Source organism: Bacteroides clarus, assembly GCF_015555825.1.
Lineage (GTDB): Bacteria > Bacteroidota > Bacteroidia > Bacteroidales > Bacteroidaceae > Bacteroides > Bacteroides clarus.
In genome coordinates this window covers 51,854-78,486 of the sequence record NZ_JADNLF010000004.1, presented here as the reverse complement: position 1 = coordinate 78,486, position 26,633 = coordinate 51,854, and the positions used below count along the sequence as shown (strand labels likewise).

General features: G+C 38.4%; 25 protein-coding genes and 1 pseudogene. All 26 read right to left on the bottom strand.

Annotated elements, in window-relative coordinates; genetic code table 11:
* A complete protein-coding gene (locus I2F54_RS06015; protein WP_009120679.1) occupies positions 1-627 on the bottom strand; it encodes a C40 family peptidase in 627 nt (208 codons plus the stop codon).
* Positions 628-806: 179 nt separating this feature from the next.
* Complete coding sequence (locus I2F54_RS06010) at positions 807-1,229, bottom strand: BT0820 family HAD-type phosphatase (RefSeq protein WP_129619054.1); 423 nt, start codon at positions 1,227-1,229, stop codon at positions 807-809.
* A gap of 16 nt (positions 1,230-1,245) precedes the next feature.
* A complete protein-coding gene (locus I2F54_RS06005; protein WP_195500739.1) occupies positions 1,246-2,325 on the bottom strand; it encodes an OmpA family protein in 1,080 nt (359 codons plus the stop codon).
* Positions 2,326-2,337: 12 nt separating this feature from the next.
* Positions 2,338-3,702: a type IX secretion system motor protein PorM/GldM gene (gene porM, locus I2F54_RS06000; protein WP_195500738.1), complete on the bottom strand. Its 1,365-nt coding sequence runs from the start codon at positions 3,700-3,702 to the stop codon at positions 2,338-2,340.
* Positions 3,703-3,712: 10 nt separating this feature from the next.
* Positions 3,713-4,168: a type IX secretion system motor protein PorL/GldL gene (gene porL, locus I2F54_RS05995; protein WP_009120683.1), complete on the bottom strand. Its 456-nt coding sequence runs from the start codon at positions 4,166-4,168 to the stop codon at positions 3,713-3,715.
* Positions 4,169-4,217: 49 nt separating this feature from the next.
* Complete coding sequence (locus I2F54_RS05990) at positions 4,218-5,516, bottom strand: carboxypeptidase-like regulatory domain-containing protein (protein WP_195500737.1); 1,299 nt, start codon at positions 5,514-5,516, stop codon at positions 4,218-4,220.
* 35 nt (positions 5,517-5,551) lie between these two features.
* Positions 5,552-6,787 carry a YjbH domain-containing protein gene (locus tag I2F54_RS05985; RefSeq protein WP_195500736.1) on the bottom strand — a complete coding sequence of 412 codons (1,236 nt, stop codon included), beginning with the start codon at positions 6,785-6,787 and terminating at the stop codon, positions 5,552-5,554.
* Between the two features lie 20 nt (positions 6,788-6,807).
* Entirely contained in the window at positions 6,808-7,509 is a 702-nt protein-coding gene (locus I2F54_RS05980) for a YjbH domain-containing protein (protein WP_195500735.1), read from the bottom strand.
* A gap of 139 nt (positions 7,510-7,648) precedes the next feature.
* The gene (gene gmd, locus I2F54_RS05975; protein ID WP_195500734.1) at positions 7,649-8,731 is read right to left on the bottom strand and encodes a GDP-mannose 4,6-dehydratase; all 1,083 of its coding nucleotides are present in this window, start codon (positions 8,729-8,731) and stop codon (positions 7,649-7,651) included.
* Between the two features lie 12 nt (positions 8,732-8,743).
* The gene (locus I2F54_RS05970; RefSeq protein WP_195500733.1) at positions 8,744-9,463 is read right to left on the bottom strand and encodes a WecB/TagA/CpsF family glycosyltransferase; all 720 of its coding nucleotides are present in this window, start codon (positions 9,461-9,463) and stop codon (positions 8,744-8,746) included.
* A 181-nt stretch (positions 9,464-9,644) separates the two neighbouring features.
* The gene (locus I2F54_RS05965; protein WP_195500732.1) at positions 9,645-10,745 is read right to left on the bottom strand and encodes a GDP-L-fucose synthase family protein; all 1,101 of its coding nucleotides are present in this window, start codon (positions 10,743-10,745) and stop codon (positions 9,645-9,647) included.
* Between the two features lie 74 nt (positions 10,746-10,819).
* Positions 10,820-11,149, bottom strand: a complete 330-nt coding sequence (locus I2F54_RS16285) for a cupin domain-containing protein (protein ID WP_195500731.1) — start codon at positions 11,147-11,149, stop codon at positions 10,820-10,822.
* Positions 11,150-11,155: 6 nt separating this feature from the next.
* Positions 11,156-12,256: a glycosyltransferase gene (locus I2F54_RS05955; RefSeq protein WP_195500730.1), complete on the bottom strand. Its 1,101-nt coding sequence runs from the start codon at positions 12,254-12,256 to the stop codon at positions 11,156-11,158.
* Entirely contained in the window at positions 12,253-13,326 is a 1,074-nt protein-coding gene (locus I2F54_RS05950) for a glycosyltransferase family 4 protein (protein ID WP_195207227.1), read from the bottom strand. The genes I2F54_RS05955 and I2F54_RS05950 overlap by 4 nt, the downstream gene beginning before the upstream one ends.
* A gap of 12 nt (positions 13,327-13,338) precedes the next feature.
* Positions 13,339-14,433, bottom strand: a complete 1,095-nt coding sequence (locus tag I2F54_RS05945) for a glycosyltransferase family 4 protein (protein WP_195500729.1) — start codon at positions 14,431-14,433, stop codon at positions 13,339-13,341.
* A 5-nt stretch (positions 14,434-14,438) separates the two neighbouring features.
* Positions 14,439-15,440: a glycosyltransferase family 2 protein gene (locus I2F54_RS05940; RefSeq protein WP_148359909.1), complete on the bottom strand. Its 1,002-nt coding sequence runs from the start codon at positions 15,438-15,440 to the stop codon at positions 14,439-14,441.
* Position 15,441: 1 nt separating this feature from the next.
* On the bottom strand, positions 15,442-16,224 hold the full coding sequence (locus tag I2F54_RS05935; protein WP_148359908.1) for a hypothetical protein: 783 nt from the start codon (positions 16,222-16,224) through the stop codon (positions 15,442-15,444).
* Positions 16,221-17,147, bottom strand: a pseudogene (locus I2F54_RS16315) (acyltransferase family protein); the annotation flags it as partial. The gene I2F54_RS05935 and the pseudogene I2F54_RS16315, both read right to left, overlap by 4 nt.
* 222 nt (positions 17,148-17,369) lie before the next feature.
* Positions 17,370-18,197: a glycosyltransferase family 2 protein gene (locus I2F54_RS05925; RefSeq protein ID WP_195500727.1), complete on the bottom strand. Its 828-nt coding sequence runs from the start codon at positions 18,195-18,197 to the stop codon at positions 17,370-17,372.
* Positions 18,194-19,300, bottom strand: a complete 1,107-nt coding sequence (locus tag I2F54_RS05920) for a glycosyltransferase family 4 protein (RefSeq protein WP_195500726.1) — start codon at positions 19,298-19,300, stop codon at positions 18,194-18,196. The genes I2F54_RS05925 and I2F54_RS05920 overlap by 4 nt, the downstream gene beginning before the upstream one ends.
* The gene (locus I2F54_RS05915; protein ID WP_195500725.1) at positions 19,297-20,529 is read right to left on the bottom strand and encodes a glycosyltransferase; all 1,233 of its coding nucleotides are present in this window, start codon (positions 20,527-20,529) and stop codon (positions 19,297-19,299) included. The genes I2F54_RS05920 and I2F54_RS05915 overlap by 4 nt, the downstream gene beginning before the upstream one ends.
* 16 nt (positions 20,530-20,545) lie before the next feature.
* A complete protein-coding gene (locus I2F54_RS05910; RefSeq protein WP_229097140.1) occupies positions 20,546-21,703 on the bottom strand; it encodes a hypothetical protein in 1,158 nt (385 codons plus the stop codon).
* Positions 21,704-21,743: 40 nt separating this feature from the next.
* Entirely contained in the window at positions 21,744-22,778 is a 1,035-nt protein-coding gene (locus I2F54_RS05905; RefSeq protein ID WP_195500723.1) for a polysaccharide pyruvyl transferase family protein, read from the bottom strand.
* 13 nt (positions 22,779-22,791) lie between these two features.
* The gene (locus tag I2F54_RS05900; protein ID WP_195500722.1) at positions 22,792-23,772 is read right to left on the bottom strand and encodes a GT-D fold domain-containing protein; all 981 of its coding nucleotides are present in this window, start codon (positions 23,770-23,772) and stop codon (positions 22,792-22,794) included.
* 92 nt (positions 23,773-23,864) lie between these two features.
* Positions 23,865-24,890 (bottom strand): O-fucosyltransferase family protein, encoded by a 1,026-nt coding sequence (locus tag I2F54_RS05895; RefSeq protein ID WP_195500721.1) that lies wholly within the window; start codon positions 24,888-24,890, stop codon positions 23,865-23,867.
* Positions 24,872-26,416 (bottom strand): MATE family efflux transporter, encoded by a 1,545-nt coding sequence (locus I2F54_RS05890; protein ID WP_195500720.1) that lies wholly within the window; start codon positions 26,414-26,416, stop codon positions 24,872-24,874. The genes I2F54_RS05895 and I2F54_RS05890 overlap by 19 nt, the downstream gene beginning before the upstream one ends.
* Between the last annotated feature and the right edge of the window lie 217 nt (positions 26,417-26,633).

The following is a 26,633-nucleotide window of genomic DNA, read 5'->3' as shown; positions in this document are numbered from 1 at the left end:
TTAAAAACAGTATATCAAACAGAGGCGTCCGCTCTGCGCAATATCGTTCGGCATCAGATAGTCACCGCTCATGCCGGGGATGTTGACGGAAGTGGTTCGGCCTTCGGACAGGTCTATCCCTTCTTTCCGGTACACATAGTCGATGAGTTCCGTGCAATACATCTCGGTGGTATCGTTCAAGTCGTAGTCATGGTCGAACAACAGGTGTTTGCGGAAAAGTCCGAGTGCGCTTCGGGCGGCTCTGCATGCAAGGGCGGAGTCTGCTTGCACATGCATCACGGCACCCCGCGCGGCTTTCCCCGCATCGAAGAACCGTTCGACGGGTTCCATCTTTATCCTGTCCGCATCTCCCTTAAAGTCCGGTTCGCCGGGAACGGCGTGTATCACGTACCACGCTCCGCGCTCTTTCTTCAGGATGCCGGTATGCGAGTATCTTCCCTCGCTGTCGGCTGCCAGCACTATGCGGCTGGTGAATCCGGTGCCTCTTCTGAATACGATGTCTCCTTCTCTGAATAATTCTTGGGGCAGGTGTAGGCCTTCCTTGGGAGGATTATCTTTGCAAGCGCTAAGGAAAAGCAGGGAGAACAGGCTGATTGCAAACGGCGTGATATGGGTGTTGTTTTTCATTAGGCACAAATATAACAAAAAAGGCAACATCTGTTAACAGATGTTGCCTAATTTTTTTAGTGTACCCTAAAAACTAATCTCTCTCTTATAAAAACTAATTTACTCTATCGTTTTCTAAATGACGCTGCAAATTTAAAGAGTCTTTTCGGAGTACGATTTGACATAAGTCAAAAAAACGGTTACTTTTTGAGGAAACTCCAGAGTCCGCCTTTTTTTGAGGGGGGAGTTTTATCATTGTCACGATACAGCTCCTCGTACGTCAGCTTCTCCTGAACCATGCGGTAGATGTCTCCCCAGTCGGGCAGGCCGCCCAAGTTGCGGTCGTCGATGAAGATGTCCGCTTTTACTTTGCGCGAGAAACCATGATGGGCGGTGTCCTCTTCGGGGTAGTCACGGTTGATGGCATAAAATTCCACGCCCCGTTCCCTGCACCATTCCACAGCCTCTTCCAGCAGTTTCCCCTCACGTACGGTCCATAGTATCAGCCGATGATGAGCCTTAATCAGCATTTTCAGCGTATCGATGGCGAAAGGTATTTCGTTTCCGATTTTAGGGTATCGGTGTTCTACGATTGTGCCGTCAAAATCAATGGCGATAGTCATAGAAGTGAATTTCTGTTTATAAGTTGCTCGGAATGAAGATAATCATCGCGTTGTTTCCGGTCTTGTTTGCATAGCCCATGGATTCGGGAGCGGCGGATGCAATTCTTTCGGGAGCGATGTTGTACTTCTCTACCAACATTTTCTTGATGGCTTCCGTGCGTTTGTTGCGCAGTTCGGTTTCGGCTTTCTTGTCCTTTACGTCATTGCTGAATGCTACAATCTTGATAACGGCAGGATTCTCGGTCATCCATTCGCCGATATTGTTCAGCTTGCCGGCTTGCTCTTCGCTGATGAAGGAACTGAACTCGTCAAAGTGGATATCTACGGAAATGATACCTTTCTGTTGGGCAGGCTCGATAACGATGTTCTTTCCTGCTTTCACCTTTTGAGTGTTCTGCGATTCCTGTTTCAGTTGCTTGATTTCTTCCAGCATACGGTTCATCTTGTCTTTGATTTCCTGTATGTCGGTTTTGTCGGCGAAAGCCTCATTCTTAGCCTTCCGGGATGTTTTGTACTTGTCTTTGAAGCTGTATGTGACACCGATATTCACGCCGGATTGTACAAATACGTCATCGGCGTCTTTGCCCTTGTAGTATTTGGGCAGGATGGTAAACGAAGGTTCAATGAATAGGCTGAGCTTTCTGTTCAGGTTGTATGACGCCTGTAACGCTATCTTTCCACCGATGGAGCTGACGTTCTTGTTATCGATGTCGAGCTTGTTCGTGTTGAAGTAGTTGTAGCTGGCTCCGACGATAGCCGCCAGGTTGAAAGGCTGGTATCCTTTATTTCCCACCAAGGTCAGCATATAGTCCAATTCGGCTCCGTATTGCTGGGCGCGCATGGTCTTTACACGGTTCTTTCCGGCAAACGCGTTGATGCGGAATGCCGAGTAGCGGGTCAGTTGGATACCGGCTCCCACTTTGCCGCCGACAATCATGTTTCCGGTAGTATTGGACAGCCATTCTCCGTTAACGGCTCCGGTTACGAACCAGTTGTACTTTTGGAACGATGTTTTGTCATTTTGTTCCTGTGCAGTAAGACTACCGGCACTCATCAGCGCAGCAGCCAATATAATGTGTTTAAATCCAAATTTCATAACTTTACTTTTTTAATAGAGTACTACGTTGATAGAGCCGATTTGCTCATCTGTCTTTTGTCCGCCGGACACGGTAATGGATGTGATGTAGAATTTATCACCTGCCTGTAACTGTTCGATGGCTTTCTTCTGCTCGCCGGAGAATTTGTTACCTTTGTTTTTAAGGGTAATAACCTTGTTGCTTCCGGCTTCGATGAATACCGTTTCGAAAGATACGACTTTATATTTCACCTGAGGGCCTTCATTGGCTTGCGCCGCCAGTTCGTTCATGCCGAGCAAATGACTTTTGCCAAGAGGTACATCACCCTTGTATAACGTGTTTTTACCGTTATGGGAATAAGAGAGGTAAGGTTGCGGAGCGGGCAGATTTCTGACCTCGTATTCATAACGTGCCAATACATCGGCTCCATCGCTCACGGTAATGACGGCGGTACGGCTGTTGTTGTCGGGCAGGGCGATGTAGCGGTTGTTGCGCATCACTACCTTACCGTTCTTCATGGAAACTTTCAGTTGCTCTTGAGGAATACCGATGCTCGTCAGTTGCAGCTTATTGTCGTATCCTTTGTATAATACGGCGGCTTCGGGAGCCATTTGTACAAAAGGCTTCTTCAGGGTTCCGTCGGCCAGGATGTCGGTAGGTACTCCGTTTACGAAGATTTGGTTATCCGAAAGCTCTGCCGGTTCCTTTTCAGCTTCTTTTTCGGCTTCCTTTTGAGGTTTGCCGGCTTCCGGGGTTGCTTCCGAAGCCTGTATTCCCGTTCCGTTTGTCATGGCGAGCAACACTTCCTTTTCGCAGCTCAGCAATTCCATCTCCATTTTGTCAAGCATGGTGATACCTGCATTGGCAGTCAGATGCGAGAACGTTTCCTCTTCCCATGAAGCGTTGTCGGTTTGAGGAGTGATGTTCATATAACTGCTTACGAGTTTTTTCTGCGCGTCACCGGCAAGCATGCTTTCCATTTCCTGCTTGTAGGTTGCGATGCTGTTTTTAAGATTATTACCCCGTTTGTTGCTGAGGAGTACATCAGGAGTCGCCTTTTCGTTATCGCGGTTCTTGAGGATACCGCTCTGATATTCGTCTTTATCGGCTGTCCGTATGATGTTTTCTTTCAGGTCGTTCAACTCTTGCCGAATGGCATTGGTTTTCTCTTTGACAGATTGTACCTGTCCCGTGACTTCCGGCTTTTCCTGCTCCAGGCGTACTCTTAATTCTTCGTTGTATGTTTGGAGCTGTGCTATTTGCGGGCGGTAGTCATTGCTGATGATATCATAACCCTCTATGGCATCTTTAGATATATGGATGGCCAATATAGCGATTAAGATGATATATATCAGGTTAATCATTTTTTGCCTTGGCGGCATTACATATTTTGACATAACAGCTATTTTACTTTGTTGTTTTTACGTTCATTGTATCCTGCATTTGTTTGTATTGTTTGTTCAGCAGGTCCATTTGTTGCTTCACTTGTTTCAACTGGGCTTCATGGGCTTCGTTCAATGCTCTCACGTTCTCTTCCAGCTTAGCCATTTCCTGTTTATAGTTTTCACCGTTTCCGGACAGTTTGAAGTTCACGGAAGCAACTTTCGGGTCGGTATTCGCCAGTTTGTCGTTCAGGATAGGAAATACTCTTTCCCATTTATATTCTCTGGTGGGTTCGTCGAATCCTGAGATGAAGAAGATAAATACTTCGGTGTACAGGCCTATACCCAAAAGTATGTTACCGTATGGGAAATCACCGATTTTGGAGATGGCACCTAGAATTACCAGACAAGCACCCCAACAATAGCAAAAGTTGTAAAAACGTTTTCCGGTTCTACTTGATAAAAAATTACGTAAACTCATAGGTATGTGTTATTTAAATAATAGTTTTGATTAACTCTCATGTATGCGGTTATTTACCGGTACTACCGCCGGAGTGTTGGCTGATGGGGCCGTTGGTATATTCTTCCGTGTATCCGTTGTAGCTGTTCAAGTTAACTTCCACCGGAGTGCTTTGGCCGTTAATCATGACATGGAATGTGTAAGTCTTTGCCAGGATGTTGGCTTTGTTTCCGTAATACAATACGTGGTTACCGCTGATGTTGGTAGTCAGTTCGGTTGCTGTTTCATATACGCCTTCCTTACCTTCCTGCAGTTCGATGTATCGCTCTATTGCGGCGGCCAGTTTTTGAGAAGCTCCTTTGGCAGCCAATGCCGTGGCCGGAGAAGTGGTGTATGTCCAGCCGTTTTTCACCGTTACATTCAGTTTCACACCGGTCATGGCATTGAATTCTCTGTTTTCCAGTTTCAACACTTCGCTTTTTCCGTTCACGGCATTGTATTCCACGGTACCCGATGTTTTGCTGCTTTTGTCGAATTTCACATTCATCTCATACTTTCCTGCTATTTTTTCTCCGGCAGGGATGGTGATTTCATATCTGTTGTCCCCGGCGTTGAATACCGGTTTACCTAAAGATTTGTCCGCTCTTGTAGCAACTTCGTCTTTTTTAACGGCAGACATATAATCGGTATCGAAATAACCGTCCGTCGCATCATCAGCAAGGTTATTCACGGCGATGGTAACAGCTTGTTTAGCCACCATATCGGCCGGCTCTGTTTTAATGGCTACATTGCTTACCGGTACTTGAGTCTCATTTCCTGTAGCGATTTTAGCTTCTTCATATACAACCGCCGCAACTTTTGTATCTTGTGTTACCGTACCTTCCGGAATAGTGATAGTGGCAGGATCGGCATTGGTGTCTACAATGTTCGGTGCTGTAACTACCGCATCAGCAGCAGGTGTTGCGGTTTCGGTATGATTCTCATCATATACAATCTCTTTTGCCATTCTTACATTCAAGGTCACCTGGCTACGGTTCTTGGCAGAAGATGCGATGCTTGTCTCTGCTTCGAAAGTCTGCAGGCCGCTTGCTGTAAATTTTACTTTGTATGCGGTGGCGTCGTTCACAGTCAGTTTATATACTCCTTTACTGTCTGTTGTCGCAGAAACGTTGCCGGTTTCCACTTTGGCGTTTGCCACTACTCCTTTACTGTCGCTCACTTGTCCTACAATGTAGTATTCGGTTTTATCTTTTAGAGGATCGTCTACAATTTCATTTGTTTTGTCATCTCCGCCGATACTACAACCGGTTGTACTGAAAGCCATTGCGCATAACAAAAGGCTTCCGAATAAAAAACTTTTCTGTTTCATGATTTTGTCTTTAAAAACTAATTTATTTGATTTATTTATTTTATTGATTTTGATTGAACTTTCTTCGCTTCCTTAATCAGGAAATAACGGATATAATCAGGTTGGTAGAATCCGCCGCTTCTGTTTTCGTCAGGGCGGGTATAATAGCTTTTTCCCATTTGTTCGTCGATATATTTCCCATGCGCCACCATGCTGTAAGTCCATGCAAAATAGTCGGCGGGTTTCACCCGGAAGAATCCTTTTCGGTTCCATTTCTTTCCGGGCAAAGGGATTGCAAAATGGAAGCCGCCGTTTATCTCTCCGCTTGTATATATTCCGAAAAGACCGATTGCATATTCCCCGAAATGCCGTGTGCAATCACCTCTTATGCCGTAGTCGCCAAATACGTAGCGGTTGGCGCTCAGGTCGAACTGCAGGTTGGTATGCGGTTCGTAATAAGATGCCGTGACCGATGCGTTCACACGCATTTTGGTACCGATGTACCAACCCTCATCGGCTGTTACGGCAGAAAACCCGGTTACTCCCATTTGGGCCCCGACCTCTGCACGTCCGTTGTCGGTACGGTATTTTATCGCCAGTTGGGCGCCTATGCGGTTATCGGTAAAGTTTCCCACAGTGAGACGTCCGAATAAGTTATGCTTCAACCGTACATCCTGCGATATGGTGATTATCCCCGGCCGTACCCGTTTCATTTCTCCGGTCAGATTGGTCGCTATGGGAAGTATCACCTGTGCGGTCGCTTTGGCTCCTTTCCATAGAGCCATCTCCACTGCCGGATTCAGGTTTATCGCATAGGTATAAAGCTCATCAAAGGTATTGTTCTCAAGAAAAAGGTCCGGATAAATAACGACGTCCACTTTCCATGCCGAGGTATTTCCCGGTTTTTCGCTTTTCTCCAATACCTTCATGGCGTTGTCTGTATCAACGGATATCCGCATCCATTGGTATACTTGCGCAAGGCTGATGTCTCCTTTTTTGTAGGCATGTACCAGTGAGTCCGGCATATCGATATATAAACGGGGGATTCTGTTTTCCAGTACCACCATCTGCAAGTTACCGCCGGGTATACCGTCAAGGCAGGCTGTAACGGCTTTTCCTATGCCGGTGTATGTTCCCCGGTATACATTATTCTCAAAAGCCACTGTTGTTGTTTCCGGCGTCTGTACGCACCGGATATTCTCCATGCCGATTTCCTTCAGCTTCGCCATGATTTGGGCATCTGCCATGGTGCACAGTAGCATCAGAAATGCAACGATGTATATTCTTTTCATTCTGACCGGTAGCCTTGTCGTTAATGTATCAGCGTACATTCATACCTGATTCCGCCTGCTATGCAGTTGAACTCTCTGGTAAAAACATGTACGGACAAATGCTTCCATAACCTGACGGCGCTGCCTACGTTAAACCCATCGGAGTCGTATTCCGCCATGAAACTGATTTCTCTGCATCGGGCGGGAGAGTAGCTGATGCCGCCGAACGGTCCGTCCTGCACACTGTGTTTGTTCAGCGGGAAGTAATATCCGGCAGTCAGCGCCAGCCTGTCGCCTTTCACTATCGAGAAACTCTTGGTAAGCACTCCGTAAACGGTAGCGAAGTAGTTGGTGCCCATATCTTTGAACGGGTCATTGGTACCTATCACTATGGAAGGATGATACTTTCCTTCTTTCAACGGGCGCACACGCGCCGTCATTGAACGGTCTTGTTGGAAATATCCTCTTTTTCCGTCATACCGGGTGGTTTTCAATAACGTACATCTGTAACTCAGTTCTAAGATGGATAGAAACGTGATATTAACGAAGTAATTACCTGTATTGAATTTAAAAGGGGTCATTCCGTCCGGCAGGTAATTAGCCCCGCCCATGAAAGTACCTGTTTCCTGCATGTCCGCCGTGGGTATGTTCAACAAGCCGGTATTTCCCATGGAATACTGCGCCCGTATCACTGTGCAACAGAAAAACAGGAAAAATAGTAATAAGTATTTTTTTATAGGCATTATACCTCGGGAGAGTATGCTACGCTTTTGCCTGTCACATAGGTAATAGTTTCACAGACAGACAAATTGAAGAAAACGAAAAACGACACAAATGTATACATTCTGTTTGTACAAAACAAGGAAAATGAGAAAAATGTATTTATTCTTCCATTTGTGCTTTCAGATACAATTTCTTTGCGAACTTCATATCATGAGCTACCATGATTCTTACAAGTTCGGGGAAACTCGTTTTTGTAGGATTCCAGCCCAGCAATGTTTTTGCTTTGGTCGGATCACCCAATAACTGTTCCACTTCACAGGGACGGAAATATTTCGGATCTACTTCTACCAACACTTTGCCGGTTTTCACATCGATACCCTTTTCATTCACGCCTTCACCTTCCCAGCGCAGTTCTATACCGGCTTCTTTGAAAGCGAGGGTGGCAAATTCGCGCACTGTATGCATTTCACCGGTGGCAATCACGAAATCTTCCGGTTTGTCATGTTGCAGGATAAGCCACATGCATTCCACATAATCTTTGGCGTAACCCCAGTCACGGCGTGCATCCAGATTTCCTAAATACAGTTTATCCTGGAATCCTTGCGCTATGCGTGCGGCTGCCAGTGTAATTTTGCGGGTTACGAATGTTTCGCCGCGGCGTTCGCTCTCATGGTTGAAGAGAATACCGTTTACTGCATACATGTCGTAACTCTCGCGGTAGTTTTTCGTAATCCAGAATCCGTACTGCTTGGCTACACCGTACGGACTGCGCGGGTAGAAAGGAGTGGTCTCTTTTTGCGGCACTTCCTGCACTTTACCGAACAGTTCCGAGGTAGAAGCCTGATAAATTCTTGTCTTCTTCTCCATACCCAGAATCCGTACGGCTTCCAGCATACGCAGTGTACCTACCGCATCGGCTTCCGCCGTATATTCGGGTACATCGAAAGACACTTTTACATGGCTCTGCGCGGCGAGGTTGTATATTTCATCCGGTTGTACCTGCTGGATGATGCGAATCAACGAACTGCTGTCCGTCATATCTCCGTAGTGCAGATTTACCAGACGGTCTTTCTTCATGTCACGTACCCATTCGTCCAGATACAGATGCTCTATACGTCCTGTATTGAAAGAAGACGAACGGCGCAGTATGCCGTGAACTTCATAACCTTTTTCAATCAAAAACTCGGCGAGGAACGAACCGTCCTGTCCGGTGATACCGGAAATCAATGCTACTTTTTTCATTTGGTGTATTTATTAATTTGATATTTTTTCTTTTAATAAGTATCCTAAAAAGAGGGTATTGCCTATGATATACCTTTTCCACATTCTTTTGGGCTCCTTTATCAGGCGGTACAGCCATTCCAGACTATGCTCCTGCCACCACAATGGAGCGCGTTGTATGTTTTCAGCGAAGAAGTCGAATACGGCGCCTATGGTACCTATCGTACCGTTTACATTCAGCTCTTTCAGATGGGTATATGCCCATTTTTCCTGCTTAGGAGCGGTCATACCCACCCATAGTAAATCCGGATTTACACGGTTTACGGCTTCTATCATCTGTTGGTTGTCTTTTTCGGAGAATTCAGCTTTGTAGGGTGGGGAATAGGTTTCGACTTGAATGTTGGGATATAGCCTGACGGCTTTTACTTTGATTTTCCTTAATGTGTCGTCATTGCTGCCCAAGAAGAAACAGGTACCGCCTTTTTGGTTTAATTTATTCATTTCGTGCAGAAATAAATCCCAGCCGGCAATTCTTTCTATCTTTTTATGTCTTAAAAACTTAAAGGCCAATACAATGCTTGCACCATCGGGAATCAAGGCATCACCTTTCAGTAATGCTTCGGCAAATGCCGTATCTTTCTGAGCTGTATTATACGAGTGAGCATTGATTGTATTTATCAGCAATTTGCCTTTAGGCAACGCATCAAGCTCACTTCTGCAGCCCAGAAGCGAAACTGTTCTTAATTTCAACATGTATATTGGAAAAATGTGTTTACCGTGGAGTACGCTACGCTATTGCCTGTCACACAGAAGGTAAATAGGACAGACACTAATATTTAAGTATGATTTATGCGGCAAAATTAAGTCAAATGTATATTATAAGCAAGAAAAAATGTGAAAATGTATATATTTATCGGTAATCGTATTATCCGGCTCAGTTTGTTTTATGGTTGATACAGATACCTTTCAGATACCATTGATACAGTCTGTGAATACCTTCGTCTATTTCCACTTTATGGTGCCAGCCTAAATTGTGTAATTTGGTTACATCCGTCAGTTTGCGCAGCGTACCGTCCGGTTTGCTTGTATCCCATCTTAATTCGCCCTTAAATTCTATTTCAGCCATAATCTTCTCGGCTACTTCCTTGATGCTGAGTTCCTTTCCGGTTCCTACATTGATATGGCAGTTACGTATTTCTTTTGTTTCCGGATTATAAGTATCCTTGAAATCAACATTCAGTAATACGTGTACGCTGGCATCCGCCATTTCCTCACTCCATAGGAATTCACGCAGCGGAGTTCCTGTACCCCACAGCGTCACAGCTTCTTGTGTAATTCCGAATTTTGCCAGTTTCGCTACTATTTCTTCATTGGTATAACTTCCGTCCACACCTTCTACCGGGCGCAGATCAATGTCTTTCCTTACCGCATTCCAATTACCTTCGTTCAGGCATTTGGCTAAATAAATCTTACGTATCATGGCAGGCAGCACATGGCTGTTTTCCAAATGGAAATTATCATTCGGACCGTATAGATTGGTTGGCATCACCGCTATGTAATTCGTTCCGTATTGCAGGTTGAAACTTTCGCACATCTTCAGTCCGGCTATTTTTGCAATTGCATACGGTTCATTGGTATATTCCAATGGAGAAGTCAGTAATACTTCCTCTTTCATCGGTTGCGGAGCTTCACGCGGGTAAATGCAGGTACTTCCTAAAAAGAGTAGCTTTTTCACACCATGTCGGAAACTCTCACCTATAACATTCTGTTGTATCTGCAAGTTCTGATAAATGAAATCCGCCCGGTATTGCAGGTTGGCCATGATTCCCCCTACATGGGCGGCGGCAAGTACCACAGCGTCCGGTTTTTCTTCGTCAAAAAAACTTTTTACGGCCACTCCGTCCAGCAAGTCCAGCTCCTTGTGCGAACGGCCTACTAGGTTTGTATATCCTCTTTGCAACAGGTTATTCCAAATAGCCGAACCTACCAGTCCGTGGTGACCGGCTATAAAAATTTTAGCGTTTTTCTCTAACATAATTAAATACTGCTTCTATGTATTGATTGTTTTACTCCTGTTTATTAGGTGAACAAAACATGTCTGTTCTTATCTTAACGGAGTGCACAACCGATAGTTATGATTTCAACGTCCGTAACAGCTTTTAGTGAGTGTAAAGTATTGGCAGGTATACTGATGAAATCTCCACTGCTACAAACTATTTGTTCCTTATTAACTGTCATGATTGCATCTCCCTTTTGAAACAGGAAGAATTCTTCCATGGTGGGGTGCAGGTGTTCTTCTGCTGTTTCTCCTGCTTTAAGTTGGGTTACAGCTATTTGGGTGAGATCTGTATTAGTTTCTTCGCTTGTTAGTAATATATATTTTTTCCCAATGTGATGAGTTGTTACGGTAGGATGTATATCTATTATTTTTTTTCTCACAAAATATTATAATGAAATGATACAATCTTCTAAAATATTTTTCATTCGTATTTCAAATTTATCTAAAGTAAATTCATTAAAGAATTTTTCTTTTCCTGCTTCTCCCATGTTGATGCATTGTTGGGGATGTTCCATTAAATATTCTATTTTTTCAGCAATTACTTTTGGTGAGTGTTTTTCTATGATATATCCGGTCTTTCCATTTTCTATAATAGCAGGGATTCCACCTTCATTGGTGCTGATGCAAGGAAGTCCTTGTTCCATAGCCTCTAATAATACTAATGGAAAACACTCATTATTGTAATAGGTTGGGAACACAAAAATATTAGCCTTTTGTAAAAAACAATCTTTTTCACTCCCGTATTTAGCTCCGTAAGCAAAAACGGAGTCCGTGAGTTTCTGTTTTTTTATTGTATTGTTAAACTTCTCTTCTGTTATATCACTCCATTTACCAACAAAATGGCATTTTATAACTTTTCCTTTTTTCTTTAATATTGTGCATGCCTCTACTAAATCCCAAACTCCTTTTTCTTCCATCATATTCGAAAGAAATAATATCTCAAACTCATTTTGGGGAAATATTGGGGTGTTTTTATGAGTTGGTATTCCATTGGGACAAATGTAGATATCTTTATAATTGACGTATTTTTTTATATCTTGATATAAGTTTTCAGCTAATAAGATAACTTTTAGTTTTTTGAAAAATAAGCTATATAATAAATTGTCAAAATATCGATTTTGCCTTGTAGCTACACCTTTGTTATGATAATGCACAATAACGTTTTGCCTCATTATTTTTAAAAGCATAACAACGAAAAAATCTTTGTAGAAAGCACCACCTTTTGCATTAGGAGTTACATAACAAAGTTGTGGTTCTATATCTTTTATTTGTTTTCTAATCTGTTTTAGCTGTTTATAGAAATCTTTCAACTTTCTTATTCTACCTTTTCCTATGTCATTTAGGTCTTTTGCTAATGCAAGGTTTAGATAATGGCACTTAAAGGTATTATTTATAACTGCACTATCATGTATATATTTCCCTACCATAGATGCACCATGTACCGGAGGGGGTAGATGGAGGATGAATAGAATGTTTTTATTTGTCATGCTTTTAAGTATATTTGTTCATATTCATGTTGCATTCTCTCAATAGAAAAATTAGTTTTAGCATATTCATATGCTATATTTACATACTCTTCATAATGTGTTGTGTTTTCAAGTGATAAGATTAATTGGACAAAGTCATTAATGTTATTGTTATTTACTTTCAAAGGCCATTTTTCAGGTAATGTGTCTTTCAAACCGGGACAATTATTAATAATGGTTGGAGTGTGTGCTAAACTTGCTTCGATAGGCATTAAGGCAAGTCCTTCGTGGTTTGAAGGCATGAATAAATAGTTAAAATCTCCTATATATTGATTCAATCCAAAAATCTTGTCATAGAAAGATACATTGGTTGATGTTCTCAGAGTATTGTGTACTTTTTCTTTCATAGAACCATCCCCTACTATATGAAAATAAAATTTAGGATTGCATTTAAATGCATTTACAACTGCTATAAGTTGGTCTATTCCTTTTTGGTATTCCAACCTTCCTGCAAATAAAATATTTATTTTGTTTGCTATAATATGTTTGAATTTTTTTTGTTTGACAGATTGTAAACCATTGAATATTATTGATGGCGTTTCTCCATAAACTCGCTTATAACATAGTTGCGTAGATTGACTGATAGCTATATTTGCATGTTTTTTCTTGAAAAAAGATTCAACTTTACGTCCTATTTGAGGCCATTGATTCCATAATTCTGTATTGTGGATTGTTCGGACATATTTTATCGTTGGAAATATCCACCCAAATATTTTATTCCATAAATAGATACTGAGGTCTGGTATCTCTGTATGTGTGTGGATTACCTGCGGTTTCCATTTAAATGATAGATATATAAACCATAGAGGAAACAATATTATTGCAATTTTATTATTTGTAATATGCGAACGATGGCAACAAATACTGCAATCATGTAATTCTTCAATAAAAGATTGACTAAATTCTCCATTTCCTCGTACAACTTCTACAAGATGATATTCTATTCCCGTAGTTTGTGATTTAGCTATGTTGACAGCTACCCTTTCTGCTCCTCCTATATCAAAATGGGTGATAATATGGAATATACGCATATATTAATAAATTTAATGTTGTATATAATCCAAAAACTTTTTAGCTGTTGATTCCCATGTAAAATATTCTATGATTTGCTTCCGTGCATTTTGAACTTTTTTATCAGAAAGTATTATTTGGGACATTTCTTCTACCGAATTACAAAGAAAACCACTCTCTCCATTTTTTATGATACAGTCTGGACCGGGTGCATGTCGTGCCACTACAGTTACATTATGATACATTGCCTCAAGAATAGCCATTCCAAATATTTCGTTAGGGTTAAAGTTTATTACATAATCGGCAATTTCATAATATGCATGAATTTTTTCATTTGGAATTTTGCCCACAAACGATATATTTTTATATATATCATTTGATTTTAATTTTTTCATATATTCCTCTGTTTGCATCCACGGTGTTCCCGCATGTACTAATAAGTATTTATTTCCTAATATTTCTGCTAAAGGAAATATATCCATGGGATGCTTGTCTGGTCTTAATGCACACACCAAGAATACAATGATTTTGTTGTGAGGTAATTCTAACTCTTTTTTAAGTTCTTCTTTAGAATTTATTGTTAGTGGAATAATATCTGTATCTAATCCGACAGGAGCCCATTCAGCACTCGTTACACCTTTCTGTTTCAATTCATCAACCACAGCCGGAGTTTTACAAAAGACTTTTGTTTTTCTGAATGCGGAAAAGTTTCTGCTGCTTAACTTGTCCATTATCCAGCGTGAAATGGCTTTGGGTGAAGAACTATGTACTGTCCCCACATAGCAATAGTGTTTTAACCCATGCTTTTGGCAGAAGTTTACGGCTTCCGGTACACAGAGCAGGTTATCGCTTTGTAAGTGAAACACGTCTATTTCCAAAAAAAGTAGTAACGGGAAATCTGGCAGAATATGGTGAACAAATCGCATCCGATAGGGTAGATAGACCTTCTTTATGTTTGGAGTTATGGTCATTTCTTTACCACACCGTTTGTCTTCTCGGGGCATCCAATATACAATGGTCGTTTGGTGTCCTATCTGTTCCAATGCTTTAGCCAGTCCTATCTCTTGGACGTTGTAGCTATCGGTACTCCACTCTCCGCAGTCTAAATGAATATATCCGATTTTCATAGATCTTAGAATTTATAACGTTTTAGCAGATACTTGATATTCTTAATGACATTCAAGTATAATTTGATACTTACAAAGGCTTTTTCTTTCAGCAGCCATCGTTCCGTTTGGCATAAAAAGCCTTTACTTCTAAATTGTAGCATAGCATCGTAATATGGTTGTTGGCAAACTACTTCTTCAATTTTCTTATTGCTTATTCTTTGTGTTTTGTAGTTGGCAACTAAAGCAATAATCCATCGGGTCCATCTGCGTTGAAACAAATCTTTTATCTCATCTTTGAAAGATTGTTGTTCGAGAATTCTGTTTATTTTATCAAATATGATTTGATAGTCTGCTGCATGTTGCAATGCGCGTTTCCCTGTCACACTGTTCAAGTTCTCTCGATAGAAGTAAAGAGGTGTGTTTATGGCAGAATAATTTTGTATGTACTGATAAAAATTGAGTGAAAACATAAAGTCTTCGCACGTCTTCATATTTTCGTTGAAGCGTAGCTGATATGCGGTGATAATACTTCTTTTGAATACTGCGCACCAAACGGATAGCGAAACAACTTCCAAACAAATAGCTTCATTGTACAATTTGTTTATTTCTTGATATGTCCCTTCCGATAATCTGAACCTGCCCGTTTCCTGTTTATCTGAATTTATCCAACGGATATAGTTAAAGGTGATAAGGTCGGGTTCTCCTTTAATAGCTTGACCGATGACTTTCAAATAATCTTTGCTAACAAAATCATCACTGTCTACAAAAGAAATGTATGCCCCTTGGGCTTTTTCTAAACCATAGTTTCGGGCTTTACTGACTCCTCCGTTTTTTAGATGGAAGACTTTCACACGGTTATCTCTTTGGGCATATTCGTCACATATTATAGGTGAACCATCCGTAGAGCCATCATCTACCAGAATGAGTTCAAAAGGTATGTAGTCTTGGCACAGGATGCTGTCGATGCACTGATTTAAATAGTGCTCTACGTTATAGACGGGGATGATGATGCTATGAAGTGGCATATTATATGTTGTGATGTTTTTTAAATAGTGTCAGACGTATTTTAGCTAAGATATTTATAATACCACCATTGGGTAAATATGAAAACATTCCCATTTTTGCCATAAGATTCTTAATGAAAAAGACCACATTTGTATCATTGTAACTGTCACCAGTTGTCCCTATAGTCCCCAATAGCAAAGGGTAAGAATGAAAAGTTTTTGTTGCAATTTGTTTTTCAGAGATAATTTGATAAAAAACAGCTTCTATATCTTTGTTCTGAGATTCATTACAATTGTTTTTGGCATCAAAGAAATATTTTCTATAATCTTCAATATTTGCTTTGAAGAATACGGTATAACATTTCTTTAAATCATTTCTGAATAAGAAACGAGAAGAATTGTCTTTATATTGGGTAAATAGAGAGTAATTTTTTAAAATTACTCTCCCGGTTATCTTATAAAAAGTTTTTTCATTTTTTAATAAGACACTTTTATTTATACCTTCTTCTATGCATACAGCTTCTCCGTATGACTTTCCTAATTGTATGGTTTTCTTTATGTCGGTATTGATTGGTATATACTCAAATCTTTTATTGTGCTTTTGGGCCAACTTGTGATATATATCTGCATGGAATTCGAAAGATGAATTTTCTACAAAAATAATTGTGTCAAAAGAGCTTTCCGTGATGTAATACTTTAGTGCTGTCTCATATTGTGAAAGCCTCTTTTGAACATTTGTTAAAACGACATTCGTATTGCTATAGTGAGCAGGGTTTATAGTTGCTGTCAATAGAAGATTATTCATCGTTGTTTTTTGAAATTATTAATTCGAGTATAGAGTATATTTAATGCCAAAGGAGTAAGAACTCCAATGATAGTGTAAAATATCCACCAATAGGGAGAAATGTCTTTTATTGTAGGAAAAGATGTTAAAAGATTAATATCTAAATGTTTTATATTAATAATGATTAGAGATACTATCTTGAATGATATAAAATGTAAAGCAAAGATAGCTAAACTATGTTTTCCGCATAGGCAGAGAATTTTTTTAGTAATAACTAGTTGTTTACATTGCTTTAGAAAATTACAGAAATCCAATAGAAGAGTAATTCCGCAGAAAGAACAAACTATTAATACTATAGGGTTGAATATTATACTATATGCTAAGTCTATTTTGGCAAAAAAAGGACATACTAACAATATTAAGATTCTGATAATAAGATATAAATTATTATCTATTTTAAGAATAGACGGGGTCATTTTCAAGTAAAAACCGAATGTAAAGAATAGCAGAAGAATAAATTCTCTTTGCAATTCTAAAGGAAGATGAGTGCCATTCATACAAAAATATGAGCCTATGAAAAATAGGATAAGATTGATAATCATTAATATTCTGGCATCATATTTCCTTCTTAACATAAATGTGTATTCAAATAAGAAGATGACATTGATAATAAACAGACTCCTTAAGAACCAAAACGGAAGGAGAGGAATTGAGTTTTTAAAGATTAATATATGGATGCCTAGTTTCTGAAAATCCTCTAACGAAATTGACTTGCTAATTATGTGTGATTTGTAAAATATATTTGTAAATAGTAAGAAAACAAATGAATATATTACAAAAGGCTTGTAAAGAGAATCGATTTTTCTTTTTATAAAGGAAAATACTTGTATGTTTTTTTTGCTATTGAAAAAATAACCTGAAAAGGTATAAAACACAGGCATATGGAATAAATAAAATTTCTAAGATATTCTGGACATCCACTATGACCAATGACAACCAGTATAATGGCTATTCCTCTTGCAAGGTCAAATACTTCATTTCTCTTATTTTTCTGAATAATAATAGTATTATCTTTTGGCATTATGATTCTTATGAGACTGTATATTTAACTATGTAGATAGTATTAGGTATTTTCTTTGCCATCATGCGACACCATATATGTGTATTTATTTGAATTTTATCCAAATCGAGGGGAAAAGACATCTTGCATGGATGGTGCAATAATGAAATAAAGCGATTCCCAGTCCATAGTGCCTTCTCTCCAGATAGAATATCTCTTTTGGAGGCATTCCGTTGGGGCGGTGTATCAATTTCCAACGTTTGCCAAGTGGTATTTCTGGGTCACACCAAGCATCAATGCGTTCGTGCAGGTCGCATTCTCCTAATGGATGACCAGCCTGCCACATTGCTATTCCTGCTTTTCGGGCACGTAGTCCGTAGTCAAAATCACCACGTGCATGGGTGAAGTAAGGATCGAGTGTTCCTAATTGCCTATACACTACTTGGGGTACAAGGACAATGTTGCCATTCATCATCACAACTGCTACAGGGCTATCATCAGAGGATTGGGCTACCTTACCCGTCTTGTCTCTACCTCCATAAGTTAGTATGCCGTTTCCTTGAGTATCTGTAGTAGAACCCATGATAATGGCTTTGTCTCTTTTCTGTGTAGAGACATATAGCAGGGTACTGATGCAGTCTTTATGGATAAAGGTGTCATCGTTCAGCCAAAGGTAATAATCATAACTATTACCTGCCATTTTCCAAGCTTCAATCATTCCACGATTCCAAAACAGTCCATTTGCAGTTTTTATATGAACTTCCGGAAAATTCTTCTTCACAGTTTCCACAGTACCGTCTGTAGAACCTCCATCCACAATATAGATATCTGTTTGTATATCTGTAGGAAGTTGTTGTGCTTTTATGTTATGCAGGCACTGGATGGTTTTGTCTTTACGGTTGAATACAGTAAGAAGTACAGCTATGGTTTTCATCTTTTTGTATATAGTTCGAATATTTTTCTTGCATTCTTTTCCATGTTGAAATAAGTATCTACGAACTCTTTTCCATTTTGGATTAAAGTAGATTGTTGTTTGGGATTTTCATAAAGTTCGATAATAGATTTAGCTAGTACTTCTGTGCTTTCAGGAATTAGTAGAGCACATTCTTTTTCTTTATTGAAGTCTCTCAGACCGGGCACATTATAAAGAATTGCAGGAATGTTGCATGCCATAGCTTCAATAGTAGTGAGAGAAATTCCCTCAAATTTGCTTGGCATAACATATATATCCGAGGCTATCAAAAAATTGCGTACATCTTTTTGATTTCCATAGAAGCGAACATTTTGGTTTAAATTTAAACTTTTAGCCAATACTTTTTCTTCTTCCAGAGTGTTTCCTTCTCCTAAATGTAAATAAATGGCTTTCGGATATTTTTTTAGAATGGTAGGCATGGCCTTTATAACGTCATGATGGCGTTTGATATGACTGCATCCTCCTACAGAAATTATCACTAAGGCATCTTGTGGAATATTTAGTTCTAGACGGGTTCGTTTTTTTTCTTCTTTTGTAGCCGGATAGAAACGCGTGCTTCCATACCAATTATATACAAGGGTTGTTCGGGTATGGTAGTAATTGTGCTCATTAGCATCTACGGAGCCACTTATAGTTTGAAATGTGCAGTGAAAAAGGTAGCAAGCTGTCCAACGTTGCATATAGTGAAGTGGATAACTGTACCAATGGGAACGAAATACACTATGAGTTGTATATACAGCTTTGCATCCAGCTTTCCATGCACAATAAGACATTATCCAACGCAAATCAGATCGATGAATGTGAACAACATCATATCCGCCTCTTTTAATTAACTGGATTAATTCGTTACGCATTTTCCAATGAGCGGAGATTGAGGATGGAATATATTTGTGTATAATGCTGTATCCCGCTTTCTCAAAATACGGAGTATATTCGCCCAATTGTTTAGCTGTATTTATTACTGTCAGCTCACACCCTAATTTTTGAAAGATAGGGGCAGCATCTACATACATTATTTCAGCACCTGAAAATTTTAATTCATTGAGTAAATGGAGTATTTTCATTTATGATTTTCATTTATGATTGTTTGGTAAATATTAAGATATTGTTCTGCTATCTTTACTCTGTCATGGCGGATTAATGCCAGTTGATATGCGTTTGCACTAAGGTTAATGGCCAATTCATCACTATCAAATATTCTTTTTATTTGATAGGCTATTGCATAGGGATCACCAGCAGGGCCAAAGAGTGCTGTGGTATTATCTGTCATGAATGAGGTAACTCCACCAACCGGTGTAGTTACTATAGGAATACCTATCATGGTTGCCTCGCCGACAGCATTTGGACTGTTGTCTATTGATGAAGGTGATAAAAAAACATTGGCTGTTTTCATCTGTTGTATCATTCCGTTTGCATCTTGTTTAGGAAGTATTGTGATATTGTTTTTTAAATCGTATTTTTTTATGAGATGTTTGCAGTAAATCATATATTCTTCTCCCCATATTCTACTGCTTAGTCTGTCCTTCCCAGTTATATTGAAATTTAATCCAGGTGCAATCAACATAATATCAGGAAAGAAAGGCTTGAGAAGATGAATAGTTTCAATGGCTAAATAGAGACCTTTAATCGGATTAAATCCGGATGGCATAAAAATAGAATTCCTTCTGCAAGTTTCTGTATTCCAAGAGGCAGCATGTTTATAAAATTCAGGTCTTAATAGTTCTTCTCCGTGATAGTAATGCGCTTGAGGATTGTTGAATAGTACATGTGCTTTGTCCCAATTGGTGCGACCAATGAAATATTTACCTTTAATAAGGATATCTGACTCATATACACTACCTCTACTAAAATACTTATACATTAAATTGATTCCCCCCCAGCCCAAATAATTTTTTAGGGTTCGGAATCTTTTTATTTCCTTTATGTCTATGTAATTGGAACTATAAGGTTTATATCCGGTTAATAGACCTTGTATAGATATAACGATAGGAATATCTTTTATAAAGTTTTGAATTTGTGCAAGATTCTTTTCGGTGCCATGTACGTGAATAATATCAGGTTTAAACTCATCGATAACTTGTTTGTATTTAATGAATGTGGATAAATTCATCAATCTATAACACTCCTGTTTACTAAAAGCAACGGAATAAAATGTAATACCTTCCTTCTCTTCTTTTAAATTCTTTTTGCCTCCTATGTGGGGAATAATTACACCTACTGTATTGTTTGAGCTGATTTCGTGGAGCAAAGGTAAAGTCCAAGAACCATAGAAGCTAATCCATAGTATATTCATAATTATTTAATAAGTTTTAAAAAGGGAAACACTTGAGAAACCAATCTTTAAATGTTTTATTATTCATACTTCTAAACTTAGAAGATAGTCCGATAGCTATCATCATCCACAAAGAAATATTCATAATATTGAAACTGTTAATATCCTCTATCCACCCATAAGCCCATCGGAAAGCAATGAAACATCCCAAGAAACGTAGGTAAATATTTTCTGATTTATAGATTGCTAGATACGAACTTCTCAAGTATATAATAGTGTATAATATTACTCCAATTAATCCAAGCCATGTGAAAATATTGAGGTGACATAATTCATTTTTGTGTCTCTCATATTTTCCTGTCTTTAAAATTTCAGCATTGTATGCTCCGAAGGCTCTGCTATCATTACCTCTGGCTGGTGTTCTTCCCCATATAACGTAGTCGTGCTTTATAGCAGATTCAATAACTTCAGTATAAATAAAAGTACGAGTGTCTGTTGATAAATCGATCTCTACGACTTGACCATTCATAATTACTTTCTCAACATATTTTCCTTTATTTGACTCTAAATTTTCAAATATATTGAATCTGCCTGTCACACCTAGAATAAGCAACACTATAGGAATTATGTAACAAGCCCAATGTATAACTTTAAATACTATATTAGGAATGATTTTCCAAAAATAAATGCCAATTGCAATTAGAAGAACTATGGCAGATTTTATTACTTGACTTCTTGCATCTAAGTTGCTTGAAAGCATTATTATTAATAAACCGATAAGGATATATTGCCATTTTCTAGGAGTAATAGGTATAAAACAACCAACTAAAAAAACTGGGCCTAAATAGAAGTGATACGCTCCATTAGGTAGCGTAGGAAGCTGTAATAAAAATAGTAGAATGGCATATTTTAGCCAATATCTGATAACTCTTCCAGTTATGTGTGGTTTGTCAAATGCGTATGAGAAAAGTGGAATAGATAATGCTAAAAAACCACTTATTAGTTGTTTCCATTCCCAATAATTCTCTGCAATGAAAATGCCTCGAATAGTTGAAATTAGAACCCATCCTAAAAAAATGTCAATGAGATAATATCGGGTTGTTACTTTTTTAAACTGCCAAAGAGTATATAGTGTTATAAAATCTATAAACCACCATGCATAAAGATTTCCTATAGGAATTGTACCTGCTTGCATTGTTATGAGTAAAACAAGCAAACATAAACGGTGCCGCTTATTATAAATGAATTTGTTTAACATCGATGAACTGCTTGCAAATTCGATTTAAATGGCTTGCATAGGATTTCCATAAATCTTTATTTTTAGGCGTTTTTTTTATAGAAAATTTCTCTTTTACAGAGAATTGAGGAATTAAATGGTTCTGATTCCATTCAAATATATTGAAAAGTTCTTGTAAACCGCCTAATCTACATGCGCTAACTTCAGATTGATTTCCGTCAATTGTGTAAATTACAGGTGTTTCTAATCCTAAACATGGCAAAGCACAATGTATTCTAGATGTTACAACTAAGCGTGCTTTGGCATATTTTTTCACTAATTTTTCTGCTTCTTCTAAACGTGCCTCGTCTGATGAAAAATTGTCTTTATAATAATTACTTTGCTGGCAAATATATTCTGCATTGATTAATGTCTCTTTTGTAAAGTAACGTTTGTATTTTCGGTAAAATGTTGTGAGTATCATCCTTTTTCTTAATCCTTTTTTTGTTTCGGGATATTTGTGCGCGATTATATTTATAGGTTTCCAATGAAATACTAAATAGATTAAATTTGAAAAAAATGAACTAAGATTCCAGTGAGTAATGAAGTAAGGATCTACAAAATAGCATTTGTCTTCCTTCTCTTTTGTTTGATATTTATAGCCTAATGTAAGTGTCATACAGCCAGAAAAATAAGCATCTATGCCTTGTTTTAGCAATAAATCTCTGGTATAGGTGTCTCTACATCCTATTGGCTCAAATTGTTTTAAATAATTTATACTTTCCTTAGAAAATAGTATCTCTTTGGCAGAAGTGTTAAAATGGACTGCTACATATAGCGGGTGGATTTTGGAAGAAGGTGGCCATTGCTTAGGATTATGCATATACCATCCATTCATTATCACTTTACATTCTTCACCATCATATTTTTTTAGTTCTTCTCTTTGTATGAAATCATCAATTTGTGGGAGAAATTGGGAAGAAGCTAATGCTTGAATATAATCGCCAATATTAACTTGGCTATTCATACTTACTGCTAAAAGTTTATATTTCATATTTTATTAATATTTACCAATAACATCCATTTTCCACATTTGAGGCATTTGTCGGTCTCTCTATTTTATTTGGTCTGCACCAATGCTCATTAACAAGTCCGAGATATGCTCCTGTTCGTTTTAAAGTTTTAATTCCATAATTAGGATTTTCCCATCTTTTGCCACGAATACCAAATAAAAGTTGTAGTGCTCCACCTAAGTGAATGGCTTTTTTCCCCTGTCTTTTGGCATGGGCTGCTAATGGAAAGCCGTATGCTCCGCATCCTATTAAGCAGATGTCATAATCAATTTTATTCATTTCATTTTTCATCCAATTCAGTGCATCAAACCAGTTCGAGAACAGATCATTTCCTCCTATACTTTGGATTGCTTTTATAGTGCTTAGCTTAAATGTGGGTAAAATATCTTTGTTTTTGAATAGTAAATCTTTTTTTGTGTATTGTTGTTTTATACTTTCAGCAAAAGGATGGATAACTAAAACCTTTTTATTTTTTAAAATACGAGTCCATGGATGCTGAGCCCAAAAAGGCTCTAAACTCAACAGACTGACTTTTCGAACAGAAGGCATATATGAAGATAGAAGATATTCTTCTTTTAGCCAACTTCCTAATAAATCAACTTCTTTTGTATCATTTATCATCAGTTCTCCAAATCGTTGCATATTTTGTGGAGTAGCAGGAAAGAAACCACTCCACTGCTGCATCTGATTCATAATATTATGATTCCACCACCATTCCGGTTGTTCCCCTTTGATAAATTTACAAATAGAATGGTGTGGAGTATTTACTCCTAAATAGTTGACTATAGCAGATAATTCTGTTGAGCCGAATCGTGCTATCATACATGGTTTGTCAGAAGATAATAAGTCGTAAATAATCTCTGAAATTTTATCAATATTTTCTTCCCTTTGTAGCGGTGGTAATACATATCCTCCAAAAGTCTTTGCATATAGTTTTCGGAGAACCTTTAAGATGAAGATAGATATAGGATTCATGATAGTTACTTTTTGAATTTTTATTAATATTTAGTGTTATGGAGATAATAAAGTAAATTTTCGTTTATATATGGCTCATTGATGATGTTTATTTATATGAATTTTGATTTTTCATTTAAATCAATTGTTCCGTCATTCTCAACGAGTATCCAATCCTTACTAGTAGGATATCCATGCCAGAAATTCTTGGGACATACTTTTATTCCATTATTCAGTAAGGCTGGTTTATAAGAGAACGAACTTTTGCTGGTTATCAATAGGTCAGCATAGGCAAAATGTAGGAATGATTCTTGTGCGTTCATATCCAAGCACCAATGTAAATTAGGATATTGTGCAAACTCAGGATAATCTTCTGGCTTTCCTTGTGAGAAGAAATAAATGTGGATAGGCTTGTTGGCTTGCAGGTTTTCTGTTACTTGTTTCAACACTTTTTCAAAATAATCATTGCTTAGGTATCTCATAACTAAGTTAGGATTAGATGGATCGAGCATAATGTCTCCTCTTCTTACGTGGATGGCTATGTTAAAGTGGTCTTTGTTATAAATTAATTTTTCATTCTTTCGTGCTGGAGCAGAGTGGAATTTTTGTTTTAACTCTTCCATTACTCCATATTGTGCTTTGTAGAATTGGTCTTGCTCTGCTATGAAAACGACTTTCTCATTTGCATACGACTGAATGATTGCCTTGTTTAAAGCGAATTCTATCGTATTTCCGTCAGTGAACAAAGGGAGTTTCCTTATCTTTATTCCTTGCCGCTTCAACTCTTCAACTTTGACTTCTCCGTTTCCGAATCCTAAAAAAATATCCCACTGCGGAGTTGAAAATGGTATATGGGCAAATGTAAGACCGAGTTGCTTGGCATACCAATATCCGGCTATCCAATTTGCCAGCTGATGCCCGATACCGGCTCCCGGATTCGGGCGAGCGGCGTAATAGGATTTCTTTGATTGGTGGTTGGGCTTGGAGGATTTATGCAAAAGATAATGCCAATAAGAACGATAGAGAAAGGGATATAGCCAAGTAGCACGTGTCTTTCTCACGCTGATTCCCCATAAATAGTTTGTAATGTCTTTTGCACTCTTAATCTTTCTTATTTTCTTTATTTTATCCAAAAACATACCTTTCTTTTATTTTTTTGAAATATTGAGGTTATGATTTTTTTTTCTGTTTGTCCTAATATAATCTTCCAGCTAAAGATTACCATACTAACTGTGGTTAGCAAGCACGTCCCCATTAATCGGTAGAAAGATTCAGAGAATATCAATTGTGGTATAAACCCAAAGAAGAGCATAACGGTAGAAAGCATTAGGCAAGGCAATAAGATCACTTTCGCATATTGCCTAAGACTTAGATCGCATAGTTTTCTTGTATAATATAATGAAACACATCCACCGATGATTCCTCCGCAAATAATCCATATAATGTACATAACATAGGGTGGGAAACTATAATAGAAGAATATGGCTGTGAGTATGATAGGCTGGAACCCGAGTATACTTTTATACAAGGATATTCCTTTTATGTTACCTTGTGCAGCTATGGCTGCGCCAATAGTTACGGTAAGTTGCTCTATGATGCTTCTTAGCAATTGTAATTGGCAGAAAACAATACTCCATTCAGGAACATCCTTTAGCCATAATTTAAGAAGATAAGGCGTCTCTAATATAAATGGTATGGCAAAAAACGATAAGATGATATATGCATATTTGCAACCTAATAAAGAGGCTTGTAGCATTAGCACATTGTTTCCGCTGCCTCTGCTTTTGGTTATGACAGGTCCCAATGCTGTGAGCATGGCATTTGAAAAGGTCATTAACTGTCCTGAAATTTGATTGGCTATTCCTTGCGCCGTATTTAATAGGGTGCCCCAAAAGTGATTCAAAACCACACTCAACCCATATTGAGAGACGATGCTACTGAGCGAACCTAAAAAGTTCCATCCAGCGAAAGTTGTCATTTCTTTCATGAGCTGTCTGTTCCAATACATACGTGGAGAGATAATGCATTCAGTATAGTGTTTGTGACAATAGATTCGCATAATGGTAAGAATGATGAGCGGTATGCAGGTCATTAATATGCCATAAACAATTAATTTATCAAAACTAGTATATGCGCATACAAAAGCTACAGTTAGCTTTAACAGCGATTCCAGGATGCCTACAATGGCAAAATATTTCATATTCTCATGAGCGTTCATCACAGCATTGTAAGGAACACTCATCACTGTGAACATAGTGCTGACAATCAGACTTCCATATACAACTTTGGCAGCAAAGATTCTCTCCCCAGGAATATTGAGAATGCCGTTGAAAAAGAAATATCCGCTAATCAGTAAAGCTAGGCCAACAATGAATGCAAGGCAAAAATGGAGAATAAAGCTGATATTGAAAATGCGTTTCTGTTTCTCTTTATTGCCTTCTCCTTCACAGTAGGACATGAAACGTTGGGTGGCACTTGCCATAGCGGCATTGAGGAAACCGAGCATGGCAATAGCTCCTCCTACAATATTGAAAATACCAAAATCGCTGGCTCCGAGAGAATTTAATATCAACCGGGTAGTATAGAGCGAGATGAACATGGTGATGCCCATTTTCGCATACAGGTAACCGGTATTTTTTATGACACGGTTGGCAGTCGAACTCATGAATTGTTTTTGGAGGTTGCTATAGATGTTTTACTTGTCAGAAGCTAATTCTTTTTCCCAAATAAGAAAAAACTTAAAAAAGAATTGGTGTAGATAATTTTAGTAACTATACAGCAGATGTATGAAATGGGTATAGCAACGATTAAAGTGAGTAAAAATAAAACGAACGGATTCATGTTATGAATATGAATAAATAGGGTTTCATTTCCAAAGTTGC

Excerpts from the sequence above, each read along its gene's own strand:
- gmd (WP_195500734.1), bottom strand. The coding sequence starts at position 8,731 with ATGAAAAAAGTAGCATTGATTTCCGGTATCACCGGACAGGACGGTTCG.
- I2F54_RS05940 (WP_148359909.1), bottom strand. The coding sequence starts at position 15,440 with ATGCCACTTCATAGCATCATCATCCCCGTCTATAACGTAGAGCACTAT.
- I2F54_RS05905 (WP_195500723.1), bottom strand. The coding sequence starts at position 22,778 with ATGAAATATAAACTTTTAGCAGTAAGTATGAATAGCCAAGTTAATATT.
- I2F54_RS05900 (WP_195500722.1), bottom strand. The coding sequence starts at position 23,772 with ATGAATCCTATATCTATCTTCATCTTAAAGGTTCTCCGAAAACTATAT.
- I2F54_RS05945 (WP_195500729.1), bottom strand. The coding sequence starts at position 14,433 with ATGAAAATCGGATATATTCATTTAGACTGCGGAGAGTGGAGTACCGAT.
- I2F54_RS05950 (WP_195207227.1), bottom strand. The coding sequence starts at position 13,326 with ATGCGTATATTCCATATTATCACCCATTTTGATATAGGAGGAGCAGAA.
- I2F54_RS05980 (WP_195500735.1), bottom strand. The coding sequence starts at position 7,509 with ATGCCTATAAAAAAATACTTATTACTATTTTTCCTGTTTTTCTGTTGC.
- I2F54_RS05895 (WP_195500721.1), bottom strand. The coding sequence starts at position 24,890 with ATGTTTTTGGATAAAATAAAGAAAATAAGAAAGATTAAGAGTGCAAAA.
- I2F54_RS05935 (WP_148359908.1), bottom strand. The coding sequence starts at position 16,224 with ATGAATAATCTTCTATTGACAGCAACTATAAACCCTGCTCACTATAGC.
- I2F54_RS05925 (WP_195500727.1), bottom strand. The coding sequence starts at position 18,197 with ATGAAAACCATAGCTGTACTTCTTACTGTATTCAACCGTAAAGACAAA.
- I2F54_RS05890 (WP_195500720.1), bottom strand. The coding sequence starts at position 26,416 with ATGAGTTCGACTGCCAACCGTGTCATAAAAAATACCGGTTACCTGTAT.
- I2F54_RS06015 (WP_009120679.1), bottom strand. The coding sequence starts at position 627 with ATGAAAAACAACACCCATATCACGCCGTTTGCAATCAGCCTGTTCTCC.
- I2F54_RS05965 (WP_195500732.1), bottom strand. The coding sequence starts at position 10,745 with ATGTTAGAGAAAAACGCTAAAATTTTTATAGCCGGTCACCACGGACTG.
- I2F54_RS05970 (WP_195500733.1), bottom strand. The coding sequence starts at position 9,463 with ATGTTGAAATTAAGAACAGTTTCGCTTCTGGGCTGCAGAAGTGAGCTT.
- porL (WP_009120683.1), bottom strand. The coding sequence starts at position 4,168 with ATGAGTTTACGTAATTTTTTATCAAGTAGAACCGGAAAACGTTTTTAC.
- I2F54_RS06005 (WP_195500739.1), bottom strand. The coding sequence starts at position 2,325 with ATGAAATTTGGATTTAAACACATTATATTGGCTGCTGCGCTGATGAGT.
- I2F54_RS05910 (WP_229097140.1), bottom strand. The coding sequence starts at position 21,703 with ATGCAAGCAGGTACAATTCCTATAGGAAATCTTTATGCATGGTGGTTT.
- I2F54_RS06010 (WP_129619054.1), bottom strand. The coding sequence starts at position 1,229 with ATGACTATCGCCATTGATTTTGACGGCACAATCGTAGAACACCGATAC.
- porM (WP_195500738.1), bottom strand. The coding sequence starts at position 3,702 with ATGTCAAAATATGTAATGCCGCCAAGGCAAAAAATGATTAACCTGATA.
- I2F54_RS05985 (WP_195500736.1), bottom strand. The coding sequence starts at position 6,787 with ATGAAAAGAATATACATCGTTGCATTTCTGATGCTACTGTGCACCATG.
- I2F54_RS05920 (WP_195500726.1), bottom strand. The coding sequence starts at position 19,300 with ATGAAAATACTCCATTTACTCAATGAATTAAAATTTTCAGGTGCTGAA.
- I2F54_RS05915 (WP_195500725.1), bottom strand. The coding sequence starts at position 20,529 with ATGAATATACTATGGATTAGCTTCTATGGTTCTTGGACTTTACCTTTG.
- I2F54_RS05990 (WP_195500737.1), bottom strand. The coding sequence starts at position 5,516 with ATGAAACAGAAAAGTTTTTTATTCGGAAGCCTTTTGTTATGCGCAATG.
- I2F54_RS05955 (WP_195500730.1), bottom strand. The coding sequence starts at position 12,256 with ATGACAAATAAAAACATTCTATTCATCCTCCATCTACCCCCTCCGGTA.